Origin of the sequence: Stenotrophomonas sp. 59 (assembly GCF_030291095.1) — a bacterium.
GTDB classification, from domain to species: Bacteria; Pseudomonadota; Gammaproteobacteria; order Xanthomonadales; family Xanthomonadaceae; genus Stenotrophomonas; species Stenotrophomonas maltophilia_Q.
On sequence record NZ_CP127408.1, the window covers coordinates 2588117 to 2608926 of the forward strand.

The window sequence follows — 20810 nt, forward strand, 5'->3', positions numbered from 1 at the left end:
CAACGATGACGCGCCGCCCACCACCGGAAGAACACTGCATGCCGAAGATCCGCCCCGCACGTGTCGATGACCTGCCCGCGATCAGTGCGGTGTGCCTGGCCGCGTTCAACGCGGCGGTAGCACCGACGCTCGGCGCGGACGGCATCGCCACGTTCGCCAGTGTCGCCGCCGCCGACGCATTCGGTGTGCGCCTGCAGGGCGACAACCAGATCCTGGTCGCCGAACAGGAGGACCGCGTCGTCGGCGTGATCGAACTGAAGGCGGGCCGGCACCTTGCGATGCTGTTCGTCGATCCCGCCTGCCAGGGCCAGGGCATCGGCCATGCCTTGTTCGAGGCGGTGCTGCCGCAGGTGCGCGAGCCGGTCCTGACCGTGCGTGCTTCCCTCAATGCAGTGCCAACCTACCTGCGCTACGGCTTCGTGCTGGACGGCGATGTCGGCGAGTTCAATGGGCTGGTGTATCAGCAGATGGTGCGGGCAGCGGCCTGAGGGCATCCGCCCGGCAATGCCCGGCGGGCGTCATGCCCTGCTGCACGCCCGTCATGAGCAAACTGAATCAGCAGGCTCCCCGGCCGTTCCTACAATGGCCTGTCACCCCGCCCTTCGAGATGCTGCCGATGCGCGTCGCGCTTTCCGTGTTGCTGCTGGCTTCGGCGCTGAGCGCCTGCACCCCGGCCCCGGTTTCCACCGCCAACTCCGCCGAGGCACCCGCACGGGCCACGGCCATCGCCTGGCGCCAGGGCGATGTGGACGATGCCTTCGCCGAGGCCGCCGACAGCGGCAAGCCGGTGCTGCTGTACTGGGGCGCGGTCTGGTGCCCGCCGTGCAACCAGCTCAAGGCCGGCCTGTTCAAGGACCCCGCCTTCATCGCGCTGACCGGCAAGTTCGTGCCGGTCTATCTGGATGGCGACGAGGAAGGTGCGCAGGCCTGGGGTGAACGCTTCGGCGTGCGCGGCTACCCGACCCTGATCGTGCTCGACCCGGAGCGCAACGAAATCACCCGCGTGGCCGGTGGCAACGATGCAGCCGAACTGACCCGCGCACTGACCCTGGCCGCCGGCCGTCGCAGCGCGGTCGCCGCTACGCTGGCCACCGCGCTCGCCACGCCGGACAGGCTGGCCGCCGAGGATTGGCAGGTGCTGGGCGACTACGGCTGGGAGGTTGACGCCAATCGCCTGGCCGGTGATCGCAAGACTGCCGAGGTGCTGCGCCAGCTTGCCAGAACCGCACCGGATGCCGCCCTAAAGCGCCGCTTCGCCCTGCTGGCATTGGCTACCGCGGAAAAGCAGGATGCACCGCCCACCGAGGTGCGTGAGCTGCTGCAGGCCGTGCTGGCGCAGCCGGCCGAAGTCCGCCGCAACCGTGAATTGCTGGGCTATGCAGGCGCACAGCTGGTCAAGCAGGCCAGTGCTGGGCCGGCTACCAGCAATACGCTGGGCCAGCAGCTGCTGGTCGCGCTGGAGCGCGCAGATGCCGAGCGCGGCGACCGCGCCGACGACGCATTGTCACGTGCGCTGACCGAAGTATCCCTTGCCCGCCAGCAGCAGCCGAAGGGTGCACTGCCCGCCGCGCTGGTTGATCGGGTCAAGCAACGCGCGGCTGCTGCCGACGCTGCCGCCACCGATGCGCATGCGCGCCAGGCCACGATCAGCAGCGCGGTCTACGCACTGCGCCAGGTCGGCGACGACGCAGGCGCCGAGTCGCTGTTGCTGGCAGAGCTGAAGCGCAGCGAGCAGCCGTACTACTACATGCCCGAACTGGCCGAACTAGCCGAGCAGCGCGGCGACACCGCCGGTGCGCTGGAGTGGCTGAAGCGGGCCTACGACGGCGCACAGGGCCCGGCAACCCGGGTGCAGTGGGGCGTGCTGTATGTGGAAGGCCTGCTGAAGCTGGCACCGGACGATGCACCACGCATCGAGCAGGCGACTGCCTCGCTGATCGCCGAGCTGGAGGCACAGCCGTCGGGCTACCACCAGCGCACCCGCCAACGCTTCGAGCGCCTGGCCGGGCAGTTGAAGGCGTGGAGCGGCAAGCACCAGGGCGCGGAGACGCTGGCGCGGTTGCAGCAGCGGATGCAGCAGGCGTGCGGGGAGCAGGTGGATGGCGCCTGCAAGAATTGGTTGAGTTGAGTTGATGAGAACGCCGGCGGCTGGTTCGCCTGCCGGCGCTTTTGTTGATACGTGTGGGAGGGGCGGGGGCCGCACATCAGCGCGCCGGTGAGGTTCGAAAAGCGGGTTCAGTAGTGCCAGCCCATGGCTGGCAGCTCGCATTGCATGAATGCTGCCAGCCATGGGCTGGCACTACTGAACCCGCTCTTCCTCTTGCCTTTGACTCCGTCTCCGCGCCGCCGCAGGGAGCTGTCCTGCTGAGGTTGATGGGAGGAATCAAAGCGACGAACGCGCGCATGTCAATCCCGCCCCTTGACCTCAACCAATGTTGAGGTGCGATAACGATCTCCCCACGGCCAGCCTCTCTGGCCTTCCCCACGGAGATTGCTTCGATGTCGTACTCGCTTCCCCCGCTCCCCTATGCCTATGACGCCCTCGAGCCGCACTTCGATGCGCGCACGATGGAGATCCATCACAGCAAGCACCACCAGACCTACGTCAACAACCTCAATGCCGCCATCGAACAGGCCGGCCTCGCCGATCAGCCGGTCGAGGCACTGATCACCCAGCTCGATACCGTGCCCGAGGCGCAGCGCGGCGCCATCCGCAACAACGGCGGCGGCCACGCCAACCACAGCCTGTTCTGGACCGTGCTCAGCGCCAGCGGTGGCGCACCCGATGATGAACTGGCAGCGGCCATCGACCGCGACCTCGGCGGTTTCGATGCCTTCAAGGACGCCTTCACCAAGGCCGCGCAGACCCGTTTCGGCAGCGGTTGGGCCTGGCTGACCAGCGATCGCGACGGCCGACTGCAGGTGGAAAGCAGCGCCAACCAGGACAGCCCGCTGATGGGTGCAGCCGTTGGCCTGTCCGGCAACACCCCGATCCTCGCACTGGATGTCTGGGAACACGCCTACTACCTGCACTACCAGAACCGCCGCCCGGACTACATCGGTGCGTTCTTCAACATCATCAACTGGGCCGAGGTCGGCCGGCGCTACCGCCAGGCCCGGGCCTCATGAGCGGAGAGACACTGCCGTACGCCGGGCCGTGGGCGGGGGTCTTCCCCGCCCCGGCGCCGGTGCCGTCGGTCGAGATGCCGCCGCGTGCACTGCGGCGGCTGCTCGGTCACTTCCCCACCGGCGTGGCCATCGTCTGCGCGCGCGATGCACAGGGCAAGCCGGTCGGCCTGACCATCAACTCGTTCGTGCCGGTGTCATTGCAGCCGCCACTGGTGCTGTGGAACCTGGCGTTGCACGCACAGAGCCTGTCCACCTTCCAGCGCGCCACCCGCTTTGCAATCAGCGTGCTGGCAGCCGACCAGGAAGCGCTGGCCCGGCGCTTTGCCGATCCGCAGGTCCGCAACCGCTTCGACGGCCTGGCATTGCTGGATGATGACGAGGATGCCCCACCACGCATCGCCGGTGCGGTCGCCCACCTCACCTGTACCCGCCACGCGATGTGGCCGGTGGGCGATCACCTGCTGCTGGCCGGGCGCATCATCGAGGTTCACGAGAACGGCGGCGCGCCGCTGCTGTTCCATCGTGGCCGCTTCCAGCCCGGCCCCACCGAACTGCTGGTGGAGGTACGCTGATGAACATCGAAGCCCTGGAATGCATGCTTGCCAACGGCAAGGACGGCGCGCTGCTGCGCTTCGGCCTGGGCAAGGGCTGGCTGGATGCCGGCAACCCGGTGCGCGCGGCCACCCACCTGGGCCGTTGCGTGGCCCTTGATCCGCAGTACTCGGCCGCCTGGAAGCTGCTCGGCAAAGCCTGGCTTGCCGGTGGCCAGCCGCAGGCGGCGCGCGAGGCGTGGCAGCGTGGACTGAGCGTGGCCGGCAGCAAGGGTGACCAGCAGGCACGCAAGGAAATGCAGGTCTTCCTGCGCCGCCTGGACCGCGAACAGGCGGCCCTGGCGAAGGCGGGCTGAGTCGATCAGCCCGCGTTGGCCGATGCCGGTGCGGACATGATGTCCGACATCGGCAGGCGGCGCGGCTTGCTCGGGAACGCGTGGCGCAGGATGCGCCAGACCACCTGGCCGAACTGGCGCGGCAGCGAGCCGTTGTTGTAGTGCTGGCCGTAACGGCGGCAGATGTCCTTCACTTCCTTGGCGATGGCCGCATAGCGGTTGGCCGGCAGGTCCGGGTAGAAGTGGTGCTCGATCTGGTGGCTGAGGTTGCCCGACAGCACGTTGATCAGGAAGCCGCCGCTGATGTTGGACGAACCGCGCAGCTGGCGCAGGTACCAGTGGCCACGCGATTCATTGCGCAGGCACTCCTTCGGGAAGGTTTCCGATTCGGCGGTGAAGTGGCCGCAGAAGATGATCACGTAGGTCCAGATGTTGCGCAGGCCGTTGGCCACCATGTTGCCGAGCATCACGGTGAGGAAGAACGGGCCGGCCAGCAGCGGGAAGAACACGTAGTCCTTCAACACCTGGCGGGCCATCTTCCGTGCCACCGGGCGGGTCTGCAGCCACATCGCACGGGCACTCATGCGCCCCTTCAGCCAACGGCCCAGGCGCAGGTCCTGCGCGGCCACGCCCCACTGGAACAGCAGCGCGAAGATCGGCGCGATGATCGGCTGCAGCAGGTAGAACGGCTTCCAGCGCTGTTCCGGGAAGATGCGCAGCAGGCCGTAGCCGATGTCATCGTCCATGCCGCGCACGTTGGTGTAGGTGTGGTGGCGGAAATTGTGGGTCTTGCGCCAGTTGTCGGCGGTGGCAACGATGTCCCACTCGTAGGTATTGCCGTTGAGCTTGGGGTCGCCGGTCCAGTCGAACTGGCCGTGCATCACGTTGTGGCCCAGTTCCATGTTCTCCAGGATCTTGGACAGCGCCAGCAGCAGCGTGCCGGTGATCGCGGCCGGCCACAGCAGCGGCATCCAGAACAGCGGCGAGAACGCCGCCAGGAACAGCAGGCCACGGCCACCCACGCCGAACCAGCGCACGGCGGCGGCCACGCGGCGGATATAGCGGGTATCGGAGGCGCCGAGGCTGTCGATCACACGGTCGCGGATCGCGTCGAGTTCCTCACCGAAGGCATGCATCTCGGCGGTGCTCAGTGCACGGTCGGTAGCGCGGGTCATGGCAGGCGTCCTCAGAGATCCAGGGTCAGGTCGGTGGTCGGTGCGCTCACGCAGATCCGCACCGGCTGTGCCGATTCGGACTGCAGGTCGCCGGTGCGCAGATGGCGGGTGGCGCCACTGACGCGATCACAGCTGCAGGTGTTGCAGATGCCCATGCGGCAACCGTGCTTGGGCTTGATGCCATGGGCTTCCAGGCTTTCCAGCAGCGAGCGGCCACGTGGCACGCTCAGCTGGCGGCCACTGCGGGCCAGGGTCAGCGACACTTCGCCCTCACTACTGGCATCGCGGAGCGGCGCCGGCGGGGTGAAGGCTTCGGCCTGGAAGCCGGCCACCTGGTGCACCAGGCGTTCACGCGCGGCGGCAACGAACCCATCCGGGCCGCAGGCCAGCACATGGCGCTGCGCCAGCGGCGTGTCATCGCCTGCCACCTGCAGATCGTGGGTATCGATGCGGGCGGCCGGCGCCGCGCCCTCGCGGGTGGTCAGCAGGTGCACGCGCAGGTTCGGGTGCGCTGCGGCCAGCGCCTGCAGCTCATCACGGAACTGCAGATGGGCGGCGGTGCGCTCCCAGTAGAACAGGTCCACCGGTGCTGCCAGCGGGCGCTGGCAGGCGTCGCGCAACAGGCTGCGCATCGGCGTGATGCCACTGCCGGCCGCCAGCAGCAGCACCGGCGCTGCGGCCGGCATGTGGAACTCGCCGAAGGCGGCATCGAGGCGGAACAGTTCGCCCGGCTGCGCATGGTTGGCCAGATGCTGGCTGACCCGGCCGCCGTCGATCGCCTTGACGGTGATCGCCAGCTCGCGCGGCCCAAACGCGGTGGGGCTGTAGCTGCGCTGCCACAGGCGTCCTTCAATCTCGACGCCAAGGGTGACGTGCTGGCCGGCGCGCATGCCGGCCCAGTGCCGGTTGGTGCGCAGGACCAGGGTCGCCGCGCCCTCGCCGGCCGGCTCGCGCCGGACCAGGCGGGCCATTGGCTCGCGCAGGGTCCACAGGGGATTGAGCTGGCCCGCCCAGAAGTCGAACAGCGACGGCGACAGCCAGCGGTACGGAGAGAACAGGGACGGACGGACGACAGCGCTCATGGGCGCACTATACGGGCGCACATACACCTGTGTATACATGTGTATATTGAACCGGATTGGGTATGATTCAGCCTCGCCCCACCGGAACCCCCATGGCCGCCGCCACCGCCTTGTCGACGCCCGAAGATGCCAACAGCCCGGCCCGCCGTACGGTGAGCCGCGAGGATCTGCTGGCCGCCGCCCTGAAACTGATCGGGCCGCACCGCAGCCTGTCCACGCTCAGCCTGCGCGAAGTGGCACGCGAGGCCGGCATCGCGCCCAACAGCTTCTACCGGCAGTTCCGCGACATGGACGAGCTGGCCGTGGCGCTGATCGATGCGGCCGGCCGCTCGCTGCGCACCATCATCGGCGAGGCCCGCCAGCGCGCCACCTCCACCGCCACCAGCGTAGTGCGCGTTTCCGTGGAGACCTTCATGGAGCAGCTGCGTGCCGACGACAAGCTGCTGCACGTGCTGCTGCGCGAAGGTGCGGTCGGCTCGGACGACTTCAAGCACGCGGTCGAACGCGAGCTGCACTACTTCGAGGAAGAGCTGCAGCACGACCTGGTGCGCTTGGCCGCACTGGATGGCGCGGTGCTGCACGCCCCGGAACTGGTGGCCAAGGCCATCACCCGGCTGGTGTTCGCGATGGGCGCCACCGCCATGGACCTGCCGCCGGAGAGGGATCCGGAACTGGTCGAACAGATCTCCACGATGATCCGCATGATCATCGTTGGCGCCCGTACCCCCGCCGCATTCCGCCGCGGCTGATTCCCAGGCCGCTGCCGGATGGGCAGCGCACGGCCCTGCCGGCGCGAATTCACTCACGTCCCTTTTTACGTCGACTGCTGCGGCGCAGCAGTCCGTCCGCGCCTGCCGGCGGGAACTGAGCGATCCATCACATATCCACATGCGTGAATGGCACTTCGCGCAATTCCGACATGGCCTTCATGACGCCATCACCTGCCGTGCACTATTCCGGCACGGCGACCCATTCAGCTGAATACGTCAATGAACGGCGTTTGAACCCAACCGGTGTCGCTGCAGGCGTTTCAGATTAGTTGCATGGCCCAGGCAAGACCCGAACCTCAGAGTGCCGCCTCCGGACCTGCGGTTGCAGGTCCCTCCCAACAGCTTCAAGGAGAAACACCCATGCGCACGATGCAGTTCACGCCGAAGTTTCCTTTCACTCCCATTCGCTCCGGACTGAGCCAGATTATTGCCATCGCATTGGTTCTGGCCGCTGGAGCGTCGGGGGCGCAGGCCCAATCAATCGGCCCAGGGCAAACACTCTTGATCACGCCGGGCAGCCCTCGCGAAGGCACCCAAGTATCGCTGGCCGGTGGAACGCTCATTGTTCGCGACGCAAGCGTAGACAGGATCAGCTCGGCATCAACTGCAGGTGGTCAGCCGTCAAGCATCCAACTGTACGGCGCAACACTCAACAACACCTCAACAACACCGAGCCAGGTTTCAAACAGCAATGCCATCCTTGATAACTCAACGGTTCTCGGTGGCATGACCCTCTCTTCGCAACGAAATTCCCCCGAGCGCCCCCGCGCTTCAATCACAGCAAACGGAAGCCAGATCAGTGGGCGTCTTTTCGCACTCAATGCAAACGCCGGCGGCACCTTGAATGCCAGCAGGACACAATTGACCAGCGACATGATTGCAATTCGAATTGGCGCTGCTGCAGTCAACCTTCGGAATGGGTCCAGCGCCATTGGCGAAGACAATGGCATTCGCATGAGCTATACCACCGTGCTCGCTGCCGAGTCTCCCGACAGCTCCTACTGGGGACTGCTCGTGGATGATTCGCGACTGGAAGGCCGAGCGGGTGCCGCACTGTCGCTTGCTGCCGGGACGCATCCGGAAGTCATGCGTGTCACCCTGCAGAACGGTGCTGTGCTGGTCGGAGGCAATGGGAACATCATTGACATCGGCAGCGATGCTACCTATGACGTCACCGCCCGCACCTCCAAGCTGGACGGCGACATCACCATCGCCGATACCGCAACCGGCACGCTGCGCTTCCTCGACGGCCTCGACCTCACCGGCCGCATCCTCGGCCCGGCCGACGTCATCGTCGACCAGGGCGGCCGCTGGACGCTGTCCGGCGACAGCAACACCGGCAACCTCACCCTGGGTGCGGGAAGTGACATTTTCCTTGGTGCTGCAAACACTGCGGCCTATCCGCAGCTGACCGTCAACGGCAACTACACCGGCAATGGCGGCACCCTGCACTTCAACACCGTGCTGGCCGGCGACGACGCGGCAAGCTCGCGCATGCACGTCACCGGCGATACCAGCGGCACCACCCAGGTCACCGTCAACAATATTGCCGGCGCCGGTGCCCAGACCGTCAACGGCATTCCGCTGGTGCAGGTGGACGGTGCCAGCAATGGCAGGTTCACCCTGCAGGGCCGCGCCATCGGTGGCATGTACGAGTATTTCCTGCACAAGGGCACTCCGGGTGCCGCCAATGGCAACTGGTACCTGACCTCGGCCTACACCGGTAATCCGTGCGACATCAATCCGTCGCTGCCGGAGTGCCAAGGCACCGGTCCGGTAGATCCGGTCGACCCCGTGGACCCGGTCGATCCCATCGATCCGGTCGATCCGGTCCCCGTGCTGCGCCCGGAGCCTGGCGCGTACCTGGCCAACCAGGCCGCGGCCGTGCAGATGTTCCAGCTGCGTCGCCACGACCGCGGCGAGCCCGGTTTCGACCGCGCCCGCATCGGTACCTGGGTGCGCGCCGGACGCGACCAGCTGCAGGCAAACGTGGCCGGCCAGGTCGATGCCCGCACCCACATCAACACCCTGCAACTGGGCAGTGATGTCTGGCGCTGGGGCGATGGCCGCGGCCAGGTCGGCGTGATGCTCGGCGGCGGCGAGGCGGCCACACAGGCGGTGTCGACGCTGAGCGGTTATGGCACCCGCGGCAAGGTCAAGGGCAAGTCGGCGGGTGTCTACCTGGGCTGGGTGCAGGATGCACAGAGCAGTGCCGGCCTGTATGTGGACGGCTGGCTGCAGGCGGCGCGCTTCGACAACGAGGTGCAGGGCGAAGGCATCGCCCGTGAGACCTACGACTCCAGGACCCGCAGCGCGTCGCTGGAAGCCGGCTATGCCTGGGCCATCCGCAGCAGCGAGGCCAGCACGCTGTACCTGCAGCCGCAAGCACAGCTGACCTGGACCGACTACGACGGCGACAGCCTGGTCGAGGCCAATGGCACCACGGTCGAAGACGGTCGCGGCGGCGGCCTCAACAGCCGCCTCGGCGTGCGCCTGTTTGGCCAGGGCACGCTGCAGGGCAACCGCGTGCAGCCGTTCCTGGCGGCGAACTGGCTGCGTGGCCAGCGCGATGAAGCCATGCGCTTCAACAGCGAGTCGTTGAGCGCTAAGACCCCTGAGAACCGCTACGAAGTGCAGGCCGGTGCCCAGCTGCAGCTGGGCCAGCGCTGGAGCGCATGGGGTGACCTGCGCGTACAGCGTGGCGACAGTGGCTACCGCAACCACGGTGCCCAGGTGGGTCTGCGCGCCGCCTGGTAAGGCCAACGCCGCCCCGGGCCCAGGCCTGGGGCGGCGTTCCTCAACTCCTCTCGCACCCTGCCGTGCATGACATCCGGCAGGGTTCTGGTTCTTATGTGTAATGTTATAACACTATCGTCCGCGATGTTCTGATCCCGCTCTCGGCGTTGTGATTGCACTGACTTATTTATATAGCAATTGCTATATCTATAACCCTCTGCTTTCATATGCGTCAGCCAGGTCGCCCTCGCCGCCTTTCTCCCCACAAGGACGACGCCCCCATGCCCGTTGCCAATCCCCTCTTCCGTCGGCTGCCCTTGGCCGCCGCCATCGCCCTGACCCTGCCGCTGCCCGCACTGGCAACCACACCGAAGCCGACCGAACTGGACCGCGTGCAGGTCAAGGTCAGCACCGCCACCCGCAGCGAACGCCTGCTGTCGGATGTCCCGATCCGCACCGAAGTGCTGCGCAAGGAAGACATCGCGCTGCGCGCGGCCACCGACTTCTCGCGCGCCGCCGAGCTGATCAACGGCCTGCGCGTGGAGAGCAACTGCCAGAACTGCAACACCAGCGAAGTGCAGCTGCTGGGTCTGCCCGGCGCCTACAACCAGCTGTTGTTCGATGGCATTCCGCTGCTGTCCACGCTGGGCAGCGTCTATGGCCTGGAACAGATTCCGGCTGGCTTCGTCGACCGCATCGAAGTGGTCAAGGGCGGTGGTTCGGCGCTGTACGGCCCAGGCGCGGTGGCCGGTGTGATCAACCTGATTCCGCCGCTCCCGGCACGCAGCGGTGGCCATGTGCAGGCCGGCGTGGATGTCCTGAAGAGCACGCCACAGAAGAACGCCGACGTGCGCCTGGACCTGGTGGCGAAAGATGCCGACGCCGGGCTTTCAGTGATTGCCCAGCGCAACTGGAACAGCGGCATCGACTACAACGGTGACGGCTACACCGAAATTACCCGCAAGAATCTCAAGGTCGGCGGGCTGCAGGCCTGGTATGCGCCCACGCCGGGCACGCGGCTGCGCCTGGACCTGCAGGTGACCGATGAAACCCGGCGTGGCGGCAACCGACTGGAGCAGCCGGAATACCTGGCCAACATCGCCGAATCGCTGGATACAAAATACCGCCGCGGCAGCGTGTCGTGGGACCAGGAAATCAATGCTGACGTCGATTTCCGCCTGGCTTACGCCTTCGCCGACATCGACCGCGACAGTTTCTACGGCGGTCTGGGCGACGTCGTTACCGATCCCTCAGCGCCCGGCTATGACCCGTCGCAGCTGGACCACAACGTGGCCGGCAGCGCGGCCTCGCGTTCGTGGCGCCAGTACGGTCGCACCCACAACCCGCTGCACTACATCGACAGCCAGTTGAACTGGCGGCTGGGTGCGCACGCGCTGGCCTTCGGCGTGCAGTACAAGCACGAGGCGCTGCGCGACGACAACCGCACCGGTGACGGGCAGCGTATTGCCGTGCTGGAGGATGCCACCTTCCACAACCTGGGCGCCTTCATCCAGGACGAGTGGAGCCTGCGCGACAACGTTGACCTGGTGCTGGGTGCGCGCGTGGACAAGAGCTCGGAGCTGGACAACGCGGTGTTCTCGCCGCGCATCGCGCTGGCCTGGCAGGCCACGCCGAACCTGAAGTGGCGGGCCGGTATCGCCACCGGCTTCCGCGCACCGGAGATCTTCGTCGAGGATGTGCATGTCGATACGCTGGGTGGCGAACAGGTGCGCGTGCGCAACACCGACGGTCTCAAGGAAGAGCGCGCGTTGACCACCCTGTTCGGCTTCGACTGGCGATCGGACCCGGCCAATCCGGTGTGGAGCTGGGATGCCACCGCCTCCTATGCACGAATCCGCGACACCTTCGCACTGGGCGAGATCCAGCGCGGCGATGACGGACAGTTGAGCCAGCTGCGCTACAACGCTTCCGGCTCCAACGTGCTGGGCGCGGAAACCAATCTCGGTTGGCAGCCATCGCCGCAGTGGCGCCTGACCGCGGGTGCCTCGTGGTACCGCTCGCGCTTCCGCGAACCGCAGCGCATCTTCGACGACACCGGCGACGGTGGCGACACCGTCATCGAAAGCCGCGACTACCTGAAAACCCCGCGCTGGACCGGCCTTGCCCAGCTAAGCTGGATGCCCGCCGAGCCGTGGGAAGCCTTCGTCGCGCTGCGCCATACCGGCCCGATGTCGGTACTGAACAACCGGTTGGGCGAACTGCACCGCACACGCTCGTTCCTGGTCACCGATCTTGGCGCGCGCTGGCACCGGCATCTGGGCGCACAGGCGCAGCAGGAAGTGTCGGTGGCCGCGGGCGTCAAGAACGTGTTCGATCAGCGCCAGAAGGATCTGGAGGTAGGCGCGCTGCGTGACAGCGACTACGTCTACGGGCCGCGTTTCGCGCGCTCGTGGTACGTCAACCTGCGTTATGCGTTCTGAGCCACTACGAGCGCTGTTGCTGGCCTGTGCCCTGCTGCTGGGCGCGCCGGCGATGGCTGCGGACCTGCACGCGCAGGTCTCGGCCTCGCTGATGCGGCCGGAACAGCGCTCGCTCCGGCCGATGCAGTGGACGCCGCCGCCGAAGCTGGTGGCGCTGTACTTCGGTGCTGACTGGTGTGCACCGTGCCATGCCTTCGTACCCACGCTGCGCAGCGTGCGTGATGCGCTGCGCGAGGCCGGCGCCGATACCGAAGTGGTGTACGTCAGTCTGGATGAGGGCGAGAGTGCGCTGCGCCGCTACATGCACGCGCAGGATATGCCGTGGCCGGTGCTGGACCCGCGCCGCGCCGCGCGCATGCCAGCGCTGCAGGCCCTGGCTGGGCTGGCACCACCGAATCTGGTGCTGATCGATGCCGACGGCACGGTGCTGGCCAATGGCTGGCAAGGGCGCCGCTACGAAGGCCTGCAGCCGGTGTTGAAGGAATGGACGAGACGCGCGTGCGCGCAAGCGCAGGCCCGTTGCCCCAACGGCGCCATCCAACCACGGTAGCGCCGGGCCATGCCCGGCGAAAGCCATGAAGGCGGCGACGCGCCCGCCGGGCATGGCCCGGCGCTACCGCTACGGCGCCCCGCCCTCGGCCTTGCGCACGAACGCCTCGAACAGCGCCAGCGTCTGCTCGCTCACATGGTGCTCGATGCCCTCGGCATCACGCCGCGCGGTATCCGCGTCCACGCCCAGCGCCAGCAGGAAACGCTCCACGGTCTGGTGCCGCTGGCGGCTGGCATGGGCCAGCGCATCGCCTTCCGGGGTCAGGAACACGCCACGATACGGGCGCTGCACCACCCAGCCATCACGAGCCAACCGCCGCAGCATCTTCGCCACGGTGGGCTGGGCCACGCCCAGGCGGGTGGCGATATCGACCTGGCGGGCCTCGCCGCCATCGGCCAGCAGGTCCGAGATCAGCTCGACATAGTCCTCCACCAGCTCCATCCGGTGCGCCTCGCGCACTTGCCGGAAGCTCTCGACCTGGCGCTCGGCCTCGATCAAGGGGGTGCTTTTCAGCGATGTCGAATCGTCGGTCTTGCCCACGCCTGCGCCTGTCCTTCCGGTCTACTCCGGGTTTGAAACTGAATTCTGGACCAGTAACGCGATAAAGACGATTGTTTCACATTGCTAATGACTATAGCAGGAGCTATATTCGGACCTATGAACACCCTGGCACCCCGCGACCCTTCGGCCCCCACCCCGGCCAGCCTGGGCGCGCTCAATGCCTCGGTGGCGGTGCCCGACAAGGGGCACTGGTGGTTCCGCCTGCTGGCCTTCCTCGGCCCGGGCTACATGATCTCGGTCGGCTACATGGACCCGGGCAACTGGGCCACCGACCTCGCTGGTGGTTCGCGCTTCGGCTACCTGCTGCTGTCGGTCATCCTCATTTCCAACCTGATGGCGGTGATCCTGCAGGCACTGTCGGCACGGCTGGGCATCGCCACCGGAATGGACCTGGCCCAGGCCTGTCGCGCGCGCTACCCGAAGCCGGTCAATCTGGCACTGTGGGCGCTGTGCGAGGCGGCGATCATCGCCTGCGACCTGGCCGAAGTGATCGGCACCGCGATCGCGCTGAAGCTGCTGTTCGACCTGCCCCTGCTCTGGGGCGCGGTGATCACCGCGCTAGACACGCTTCTGGTACTGCTGTTGATGAACCGCGGCTTCCGCGCGCTGGAAGCGTTCGTGATCGCGCTGCTGATGGTGATCTTCGGTTGCTTCATGGTGCAGATCGCACTGGCCGCGCCACCGGTGATGGAGGTGCTGAGCGGGTTCATTCCGCGCGCCCAGGTGGTAACCGATCCGCACGCGCTGTACATCGCCATCGGCATCATTGGCGCCACGGTGATGCCGCACAACCTGTACCTGCATTCGTCCATCGTGCAGACCCGCGCGTATCCGCGCACCGATGAGGGCCGTCGCAGCGCCCTGCGCTGGGCAGTGACCGACAGCACCCTCGCGCTGACCCTGGCACTGTTCATCAACGCCAGCATCCTGATCCTGGCGGCGGCGGTGTTCCATGCCAATGGCCGCTTTGATGTGGAAGACATCGAGCAGGCGCACCAGCTGCTGGCGCCAATGCTGGGGGTGGGCGCGGCGGCGACACTGTTTGCGATTGCGCTTCTGGCCTCCGGCCTGAATTCGACGGTAACCGCCACGCTGGCCGGCCAGATCGTGATGGAAGGGTTCCTGCACCTGCGCCTGCCGCCGTGGCTGCGGCGGCTGATCACGCGGGCGCTGGCGATCATTCCGGTGGTGGTGGTGATCATGCTGTTCGGCGACCAGGGTGCGGTGAAGCTGCTGGTGCTGAGCCAGGTGGTGCTGTCGATGCAGCTGCCGTTTGCGATCATTCCCCTGGTTCGGATCGTGACCGACAAGGTGACGATGGGTGCGCTGGTGGCCCCGCGCTGGCTGGGTGCGATTGCCTGGGTGATCGCGCTGGTGATTGTGGTGCTGAATGTGAAGCTGCTGGTGGATACCTTCAGTGGAGCCTGACGCCAAAGCACGGACCCTGCCCCGGTAGATCCACGCCATGCGTGGATGCCCTTGTAGAGTCGAGCCATGCTCGACTCATCGCGCACCGCGCGAACGGCAGCCGAGCATGGGCTCGGCTCTACAGAAATCAGGATCGCACGAACGGTCGCCGGGCATGGCCCGGCGCTACCGATGCAACCACCCTGGCCTTATAGGTACAACGCGATCGCGGCCTCGATCTGCTGCGGTGACTGGAAACCGGCCAGGCGCGTGCGTTCGTCGCCGTCACGGAACAACGCCAGCGTAGGCGTCTGGCGCAGGCCCAGCTGCCTGAAGAACGCCTCGCCCAGCACCTCCAGCTGCACGCGCAGCAGGGTGGTGCCCTGCCCCGCACTGCTGGCAGCTACCCGGTGCAGCGACATTTCCAGCATCCGGCAGCCGGGGCACTGGTCCTTGTGGAAATCCACCAGCACCCGCGGGTGTGCGGCCAGCAGCTGCTGGAACTGCTCAGGCGTGGTGGCGTCGATGATCTGCATCGGTGTTGCTCCAGTAGTGGGCCAGGACCGCATCGGTCCAGGCATTGATGGCCTCGGCGTGGCGAACGCCATGCGGCATCTGTTCGATCTCCAGCGGCGGGTAGTCACTGCGGAAGTAGCGGATCAGCCGGTGCACGGCGCCGCAGTAGTACTCCTGCCCCCATTGCGTCTCACCGGTGCCGAACACCGCCAGCTGCCGCGGCCGCTCGCCCCGTTCGGCGATGCCGGCCACCCACCCCTTCATCTCCGACGGCGTGCGGCCGGCGTTGTCGGTCCAGCAGCCAAGCAGCACCAGGTCGGCCTCGTCGGCCGCCAATGGGGGTGCCTGGCGCAGGTCGTCGGCCTCGTGCCAGTGCACCGCATGGCCGGCCGTACGGCAGCGCTCGGCGATCAGACGGCCCAGCTCACGCGTGTTGCCGCTCAGCGAGGCGACCACCAGCAGGATGCGCAGCACCGCGCCCGGCTCAGAGGTCGTCGAAGCCGTTGTCGACGTTGGTCTTCTTGTAGCTTGCATTGCGCATCTCGAAGAAGTCGGTCTTGGTCTCGGTGAAGTTGTCGGCGTAGGCCTTGATCCACGGCATCACGTTGTCGGTGGTGTCGCTGTACAGGCGCTCGATGCCAAGCATGCCGGCCATCTTGTTGGCCCGGTACTTCACGTAGCGCGTCATCTCCTCGACATCGATGCCGTCGATGCCGTCCAGCACTTCCGAGGACCACTGCGTCTCCAGTTCGATCGCATGCTCGAACGCCTGGTGCACGTACGCGGTCAGTTCATTGGTCTGCAGCTCCGGGTTCTCACCAATGATGGCGCGGATCAGCTCGCTGATGAACTTGGTATGGGCCAGCTCGTCACGATTGATGAAGCTGATGATCTTGCCGGTGCCGGTCATGCGGTTCTGCCGCACCATGTTGTAGAAGTAGGCAAACCCGGAATAGAAGTTGATGCCCTCCAGGATCGACGACTGGATCAGCGACTTCAGCAGGGTCTCGGCGGTCTTCTCGCGCATGAAATCGTCATACGCCCCCATGATCGGCGCGTTGCGCTTGATGATGGTCGGGTGGGTACGGGCGATCTCGAAGATGCGGTTCTGGTTCGGCAGGTCGGTGATCGAGGCCAGCACGTAGCTGTAGCTCTCGTTGTGGATCACTTCCTGCTGGCCGATGATGGCCGCGTTGGCATGTGCAGCCGGGTCGGTGATGTACTCGGCCACGTTGTAGATGAAGCGCGTCTGTGGCGAATCCAGCGTGGCCAGCAGGCCGATGATCGAGTCGTAAGCGTTCTTCTCGCGCCCGGACAGCTCGCCGTACTGGCGCGCATCCAGCTTCATGTCCACCTCGTCGGGAATCCAGAAGTTGGTCGACAGCTCCTTGTAGGCCCGATAGAACGAGGGGTACGGAATGTCGTTCCAGTTCAGGATGCCGCTGGTGCGGCCGTTGATGATGCCGGTGCTGCGGTTGGGGTGGCGCGGTTCGAGGATCTTGATGCGGTCGAGGGGGGTTGCCATGGTGTTACCTGCAGGTGGTAGCGCCGGGCCATGCCCGGCGGAATGTGCGACGGCTGCGCGATGCGCTCGCCGGGCGTGGCCCGGCGCTACCGTGGATGGTCAGCTCGAGCACCACTCGCATTCGCTGATGTCGATATCGTTGGAGCGCACGTAGTAGGTGGTCTTCAGACCTTCGCGCCAGGCCGTCAGATGCAGCTCCAGCAGGGTGCTGGCGCGGATGGTGCTGGGCACGTACAGGTTGAAGCTGATCGACTGGTCGACATGGCGCTGCCGCCGCGCGTTCTGGCGCACGCTGGCAAACTGGTCGACCTTGTAGGCGCCCTTCTCGTAGTACGGCCAGGTTTCCAGCGACAGGCCCGGTGCGGCGACCGGCCGCCGGAAGTCCTTCTTTTCCTCGTAGTAGAACGCGCTGTAGATCGGGTCGATGGAGGCCGTGGAGCCGGCAATCTGCGCGGTGCTCATGTTCGGCGCCACCGCAAGCAGCCAGCCATTGCGCAGGCCGTGCGTGGCGACCTCGTGCGCCAGGCTGTCCCACGCGGCGCCGCTGTAGTCACGGTCGAGGAAGTAGCGGCCGTTGTGCCAGTCGCTGCCGGCGAACATCGGGTAGCTGCCCTTCTCTTTGGCCAGTTGTGCGCTGGCCTGGATGGTCAGGAAGTTGATGCGCTCGTACAGGCGGTCGGCCAGCGCCTCGGCGTCCGGCGATTCCCACTGGATCGCCTGCTGTGCCAGCAGATGATGCCAGCCGAACGTGCCCAGGCCGATGGCGCGGTACTTGCGGTTGGTGATCGTGGCCTGCGGCACCGGCAATGCGTTGAGGTCGATCACGTTGTCGAGCATGCGCACCTGGATCGGAATGAGCCGCTCCAGCACGTCGGTGGCCAGCAGGTCATCGGGCGCACTGATCGCACGTCCGAGGTTGATCGAGGACAGGTTGCAGACCACGAAGTCGCCGGCGCGGCGTGTGGTGACGATCTGGTCACCGCTGACGATCTCCTGGATCATCCGCGTCGGGCTCATGTTCTGCAGGATTTCGGTGCACAGGTTGCTGGAATAGACCATGCCCGCGTGCTTGTTCGGGTTCCTGCGGTTGACCTCGTCGCGGTAGAACAGGAACGGGTTGCCGGTCTCCAGCTGGCTGAGCATGATCCGCTTGAACAGGTCGATCGCCTTCACCGTGCGGCGGCTGATGCGCTCGTCGGCCACCAGTTCCGCATAGCGGTCACGGAAGCTGCCTGATCCGCGCTTCTCATCGTAGAAGTCCTGCAGGTACCAGCCCTTGGCGCTCTTCACTTCGTGCGGATCGAACAGGTACCAGTCGGCACGGCGCTCGACCGCCTCCATGAACAGGTCCGGCACGCACACCGAGGTGAACACATCGTGCGCACGCAGGCGCTGGTCGCCATTGTTCAGGCGCAGGTCGAGGAAGGCCTCGATATCGCGGTGCCAGATGTCCAGATACACCGCCACCGCACCCTTGCGCTGGCCGAGCTGGTCCACCGACACGGCGGTGTTGTTGAGCTGCTTGATCCACGGCACCACGCCGCCGGAAGAGTTGGGCACGCCCCGGATCGGCGCACCGCTGCTGCGCACATAGCCCAGGTAGGCACCCACACCGCCGCCGTGCTTCGAAACACGGGCGATATCGGTGTTCGAGTCATAGATGCCCTGCAGGCTGTCATCCACCGTGTCGATGAAGCAGCTGGACAGCTGCCCGCCCACCTTGCCGGCGTTGGCCAACGTCGGCGTGGCCACCGTCATGTACAGGTTGGACAGGGCCCAGTACGCCTCGCCGACCAGCTGCATGCGGCGTTCGCGTGGCTTTTCTTCCTGCATCAGGTACAGCGCGATGGTCAGCCAGCGCTCCTGCGGCAGTTCGTAGACCTCGCGGCTGCGGTCGCTGGCCAGGTAGCGCGTGGCCAGCAGGTACAGGCCGTTGTAGGCGAACAGGCGGTCGCGCTCCGGGTCGATCATCTCGCCGGCCTGCTGCAGTTCTTCCTTGGAATAGCAGCGCAGGATGTCGTTGCTGTAGATGCCGCGGTCGGCCAGGCTTTCCTGCAGGCCCACGTAAGAGCCGTACTTCAGGCTGACATCGTAGAAGCGGTTACGGCTGGCACGCTTGTACAGCCGCCGCAGGTAGATGCGCGCGGCAAACTGTTCCCACTCCGGCGCGACCAGGTCCACGCGCGACTCGGCCTCGCGGATCAGCAGATCGACCAGATCATCGGCACTGAGGCTGGGCTTGCGCTCGACCATCGCCTGCACCACGCGGCGGTAGTCGCTCACATCCAGCTGCGGGAACTCGGCATGCACGGTATCGATGCTGCGTTGCAGGCGCTCGGCGTCGAACGGCAGGCGGCGGTTGCCGGCCTCCTTGGTGATCCAGGTCGGCACACGCTCGCCGCCGGCGCGCAAGGCGTCGCCAGCGCCGGCCAGATCGGCCACGCGGAAGGTACTGTCGGTCATGGTGGTGGAACTCCAGGCTCGCACGCGCTTTGGCGGTCGATGCCGTGGCGGCCCTGCACGCGATACCGGCGCACGGGGCGGTCGGGGTGGGATGCCATAGCGCGGGAACACCAGGTCGTCGGCAATTGCCTGCGCCTGCGGCCGGTATCCGGGCCGTGGGGGCGATCTGGGTCCGCGCGATGGCGGCCGCGTCGACACGGCAAGCCTTCAGGGGCGGGCCGCGGGACGTTTGCTGCATGTCCGGCGGCGGCGGCTGACCGGGAGTGACGGCCACAACATAGTGGGGATGGTCCGAGCCGTCAACACAAGATGCGGTAATCAGCACATGTCGCGACGATCAGTCGCAGGATGCCGTGTTGCACCTGCGGCGCCTTGTCGACATCGCGCGCGTCCCCAGTTCGGTACAACATCAACTTTCCCCGGAACACCGCCCATGCGCGCTGCCCTTTATTCCTCCTTCGGCGATCCGGCCGATGTCCTGGCCGTCGGCGAAACGGCCCTGCCCGAACCCGGCCCGGGCGAAGTGCGCATCCGCACCGTACTGGCCTCGATCCACAACCACGATCTGCTCACCGTACACGGCCTGTACGGCTACAAGCCGACGCTGCCGGCGATCGGGGGCAGTGAAGCGTTGGGGGTGATCGATGCCCTTGGCGAAGGTGTCGACGGCCTGCAGATCGGCCAGCGCGTTGCCGCCGCCTCGGTACACGGCACCTGGGCCGAAGCGTTCATCGCACCGGCGCGCATGGTGATTCCGATGCCGGAGGCAATCCCCGACGAAATGGCCGCACAGCTGATCGCGATGCCGCTGAGTGCGCTGATGCTGCTGGAATTCCTGCATGTCGAAGCGGGGCAATGGGTCGTGCAGAACACCGCCAACGGCGCGGTCGGCAAGTCGCTGGCGATGTTGGCAAAGGCGCGTGGCGTGCACGTGGCCAACCTGGTGCGCAACGCCGCCGCCGTGGCGCAGTTGCAGGCGCTCGGCATCGATCATGTATTCGACACCTCGGTAGAAGGCTGGAAGGATCGCGTGCGTGAAGCCACCGGCGAAACGCAGGCCGCAGCCGCGGTGGATTCCATCGGCGGCGACGCCAGCGGTGACCTGGTCGACCTGCTCGGGCACCACGGCACGCTGGTGTCGTTCGGTGTGATGAGCGGCGAACCCATGCGCATTCCCGCTGGCGGCCTGATCTACAAGGAAGCCACGGTGAAGGGCTTCTGGGGCAGCAAGGTCAGCCAGGCGATGGCGGTGGAAGACAAGCGCAGGCTGGTCGGCGAGCTGCTGAAGCGTGCGGCGCAGGGTGAATTGACCCTGCCGGTGGAGCAGATCTTCGCGCTGGACGATATCGCCCAGGCAGTGAAGGCCGGTGCCGGTTCGGGGCGCAATGGCAAGGTGCTGCTGCGGCCGTGACAACCGGGGTCAGATCCCTTTCCGTTGGAAAGGGATCTGACCCCAGGAGGAGTGATGCGGCAGCAGACGGCGCTGTCCCGGTAATGACGCTGCCCCGGTAAAGACGCTGCCCCGGTAATGGCACTGCCCCGGTAGAGTCGACTGTCAGTCGACTCTCG

Annotated in this window: 19 protein-coding genes; 11 read left to right on the top strand and 8 right to left on the bottom strand. The window is 66.4% G+C overall.

Features of this window, described 5'->3' with window-relative positions; all coding sequences use genetic code 11:
- Nucleotides 1-38: 38 nt before the first annotated feature.
- The 5 genes from QP552_RS12060 to QP552_RS12080 all read left to right on the top strand — a co-directional run bounded on the left by QP552_RS12060 (nucleotide 39) and on the right by QP552_RS12080 (nucleotide 4036).
- On the top strand, nucleotides 39-488 hold the full coding sequence (locus tag QP552_RS12060) for a GNAT family N-acetyltransferase (protein ID WP_111203838.1): 450 nt from the start codon (nucleotides 39-41) through the stop codon (nucleotides 486-488).
- Between the two features lie 119 nt (nucleotides 489-607).
- Nucleotides 608-2128 carry a thioredoxin family protein gene (locus QP552_RS12065; RefSeq protein ID WP_286075933.1) on the top strand — a complete coding sequence of 507 codons (1521 nt, stop codon included), beginning with the start codon at nucleotides 608-610 and terminating at the stop codon, nucleotides 2126-2128.
- 371 nt (nucleotides 2129-2499) lie between these two features.
- Nucleotides 2500-3129: a superoxide dismutase gene (locus QP552_RS12070; protein ID WP_286073721.1), complete on the top strand. Its 630-nt coding sequence runs from the start codon at nucleotides 2500-2502 to the stop codon at nucleotides 3127-3129.
- On the top strand, nucleotides 3126-3701 hold the full coding sequence (locus QP552_RS12075; protein ID WP_286073722.1) for a flavin reductase family protein: 576 nt from the start codon (nucleotides 3126-3128) through the stop codon (nucleotides 3699-3701). Before QP552_RS12070 ends, QP552_RS12075 begins: the two co-directional genes overlap by 4 nt.
- Nucleotides 3701-4036, top strand: a complete 336-nt coding sequence (locus QP552_RS12080) for a tetratricopeptide repeat protein (RefSeq protein ID WP_106550542.1) — start codon at nucleotides 3701-3703, stop codon at nucleotides 4034-4036. Before QP552_RS12075 ends, QP552_RS12080 begins: the two co-directional genes overlap by 1 nt.
- Nucleotides 4037-4041: 5 nt before the next feature.
- Here the strand turns inward: QP552_RS12080 and QP552_RS12085 are convergent, their stop codons facing one another.
- Together QP552_RS12085 and QP552_RS12090 are read right to left on the bottom strand one after the other, a co-directional pair.
- Nucleotides 4042-5190: an acyl-CoA desaturase gene (locus tag QP552_RS12085; RefSeq protein ID WP_106550541.1), complete on the bottom strand. Its 1149-nt coding sequence runs from the start codon at nucleotides 5188-5190 to the stop codon at nucleotides 4042-4044.
- 11 nt (nucleotides 5191-5201) lie between these two features.
- Nucleotides 5202-6272: a ferredoxin reductase gene (locus QP552_RS12090; protein ID WP_286073723.1), complete on the bottom strand. Its 1071-nt coding sequence runs from the start codon at nucleotides 6270-6272 to the stop codon at nucleotides 5202-5204.
- 92 nt (nucleotides 6273-6364) lie between these two features.
- Between QP552_RS12090 and fabR the strand changes: the two genes are divergently transcribed.
- Nucleotides 6365-7021 (top strand): HTH-type transcriptional repressor FabR, encoded by a 657-nt coding sequence (fabR, locus tag QP552_RS12095; protein ID WP_111111963.1) that lies wholly within the window; start codon nucleotides 6365-6367, stop codon nucleotides 7019-7021.
- 635 nt (nucleotides 7022-7656) lie between these two features.
- On the opposite strand, the gene QP552_RS12100 is transcribed toward fabR, so the two are convergent.
- Nucleotides 7657-7917 carry a hypothetical protein gene (locus tag QP552_RS12100; RefSeq protein ID WP_286073724.1) on the bottom strand — a complete coding sequence of 87 codons (261 nt, stop codon included), beginning with the start codon at nucleotides 7915-7917 and terminating at the stop codon, nucleotides 7657-7659.
- 79 nt (nucleotides 7918-7996) lie between these two features.
- Here QP552_RS12100 and QP552_RS12105 point away from each other — a divergent pair, with 79 nt between their 5' ends.
- The 3 genes from QP552_RS12105 (at nucleotide 7997) to QP552_RS12115 (ending at nucleotide 12769) form a co-directional block, all read left to right on the top strand.
- A complete protein-coding gene (locus QP552_RS12105) occupies nucleotides 7997-9799 on the top strand; it encodes an autotransporter outer membrane beta-barrel domain-containing protein (protein ID WP_286073725.1) in 1803 nt (600 codons plus the stop codon).
- A gap of 260 nt (nucleotides 9800-10059) precedes the next feature.
- Nucleotides 10060-12219, top strand: a complete 2160-nt coding sequence (locus QP552_RS12110) for a TonB-dependent receptor (RefSeq protein WP_286073726.1) — start codon at nucleotides 10060-10062, stop codon at nucleotides 12217-12219.
- On the top strand, nucleotides 12209-12769 hold the full coding sequence (locus tag QP552_RS12115) for a thioredoxin-like domain-containing protein (protein ID WP_286073727.1): 561 nt from the start codon (nucleotides 12209-12211) through the stop codon (nucleotides 12767-12769). The genes QP552_RS12110 and QP552_RS12115 overlap by 11 nt, the downstream gene beginning before the upstream one ends.
- A gap of 69 nt (nucleotides 12770-12838) precedes the next feature.
- Here QP552_RS12115 and mntR read toward each other — a convergent pair whose 3' ends face one another.
- Entirely contained in the window at nucleotides 12839-13309 is a 471-nt protein-coding gene (mntR, locus tag QP552_RS12120; protein WP_286073728.1) for a manganese-binding transcriptional regulator MntR, read from the bottom strand.
- A 117-nt stretch (nucleotides 13310-13426) separates the two neighbouring features.
- Here mntR and QP552_RS12125 point away from each other — a divergent pair, with 117 nt between their 5' ends.
- Nucleotides 13427-14758, top strand: a complete 1332-nt coding sequence (locus QP552_RS12125) for an Nramp family divalent metal transporter (RefSeq protein WP_111111960.1) — start codon at nucleotides 13427-13429, stop codon at nucleotides 14756-14758.
- Between the two features lie 188 nt (nucleotides 14759-14946).
- On the opposite strand, the gene QP552_RS12130 is transcribed toward QP552_RS12125, so the two are convergent.
- From QP552_RS12130 to QP552_RS12145, 4 genes are all read right to left on the bottom strand, one after another.
- Nucleotides 14947-15273 (bottom strand): thioredoxin family protein, encoded by a 327-nt coding sequence (locus tag QP552_RS12130; RefSeq protein ID WP_111111959.1) that lies wholly within the window; start codon nucleotides 15271-15273, stop codon nucleotides 14947-14949.
- Nucleotides 15245-15724, bottom strand: coding sequence for a flavodoxin (locus QP552_RS12135; RefSeq protein ID WP_181453965.1), 480 nt, complete (start codon nucleotides 15722-15724; stop codon nucleotides 15245-15247). The genes QP552_RS12130 and QP552_RS12135 overlap by 29 nt, the downstream gene beginning before the upstream one ends.
- Nucleotides 15725-15737: 13 nt before the next feature.
- Nucleotides 15738-16778, bottom strand: coding sequence for a ribonucleotide-diphosphate reductase subunit beta (locus QP552_RS12140; RefSeq protein ID WP_049428423.1), 1041 nt, complete (start codon nucleotides 16776-16778; stop codon nucleotides 15738-15740).
- A 99-nt stretch (nucleotides 16779-16877) separates the two neighbouring features.
- Entirely contained in the window at nucleotides 16878-19241 is a 2364-nt protein-coding gene (locus QP552_RS12145; RefSeq protein ID WP_286073729.1) for a ribonucleoside-diphosphate reductase subunit alpha, read from the bottom strand.
- A 433-nt stretch (nucleotides 19242-19674) separates the two neighbouring features.
- Here QP552_RS12145 and QP552_RS12150 point away from each other — a divergent pair, with 433 nt between their 5' ends.
- On the top strand, nucleotides 19675-20652 hold the full coding sequence (locus tag QP552_RS12150) for a zinc-binding dehydrogenase (protein WP_286073730.1): 978 nt from the start codon (nucleotides 19675-19677) through the stop codon (nucleotides 20650-20652).
- Nucleotides 20653-20810: the final 158 nt, after the last annotated feature.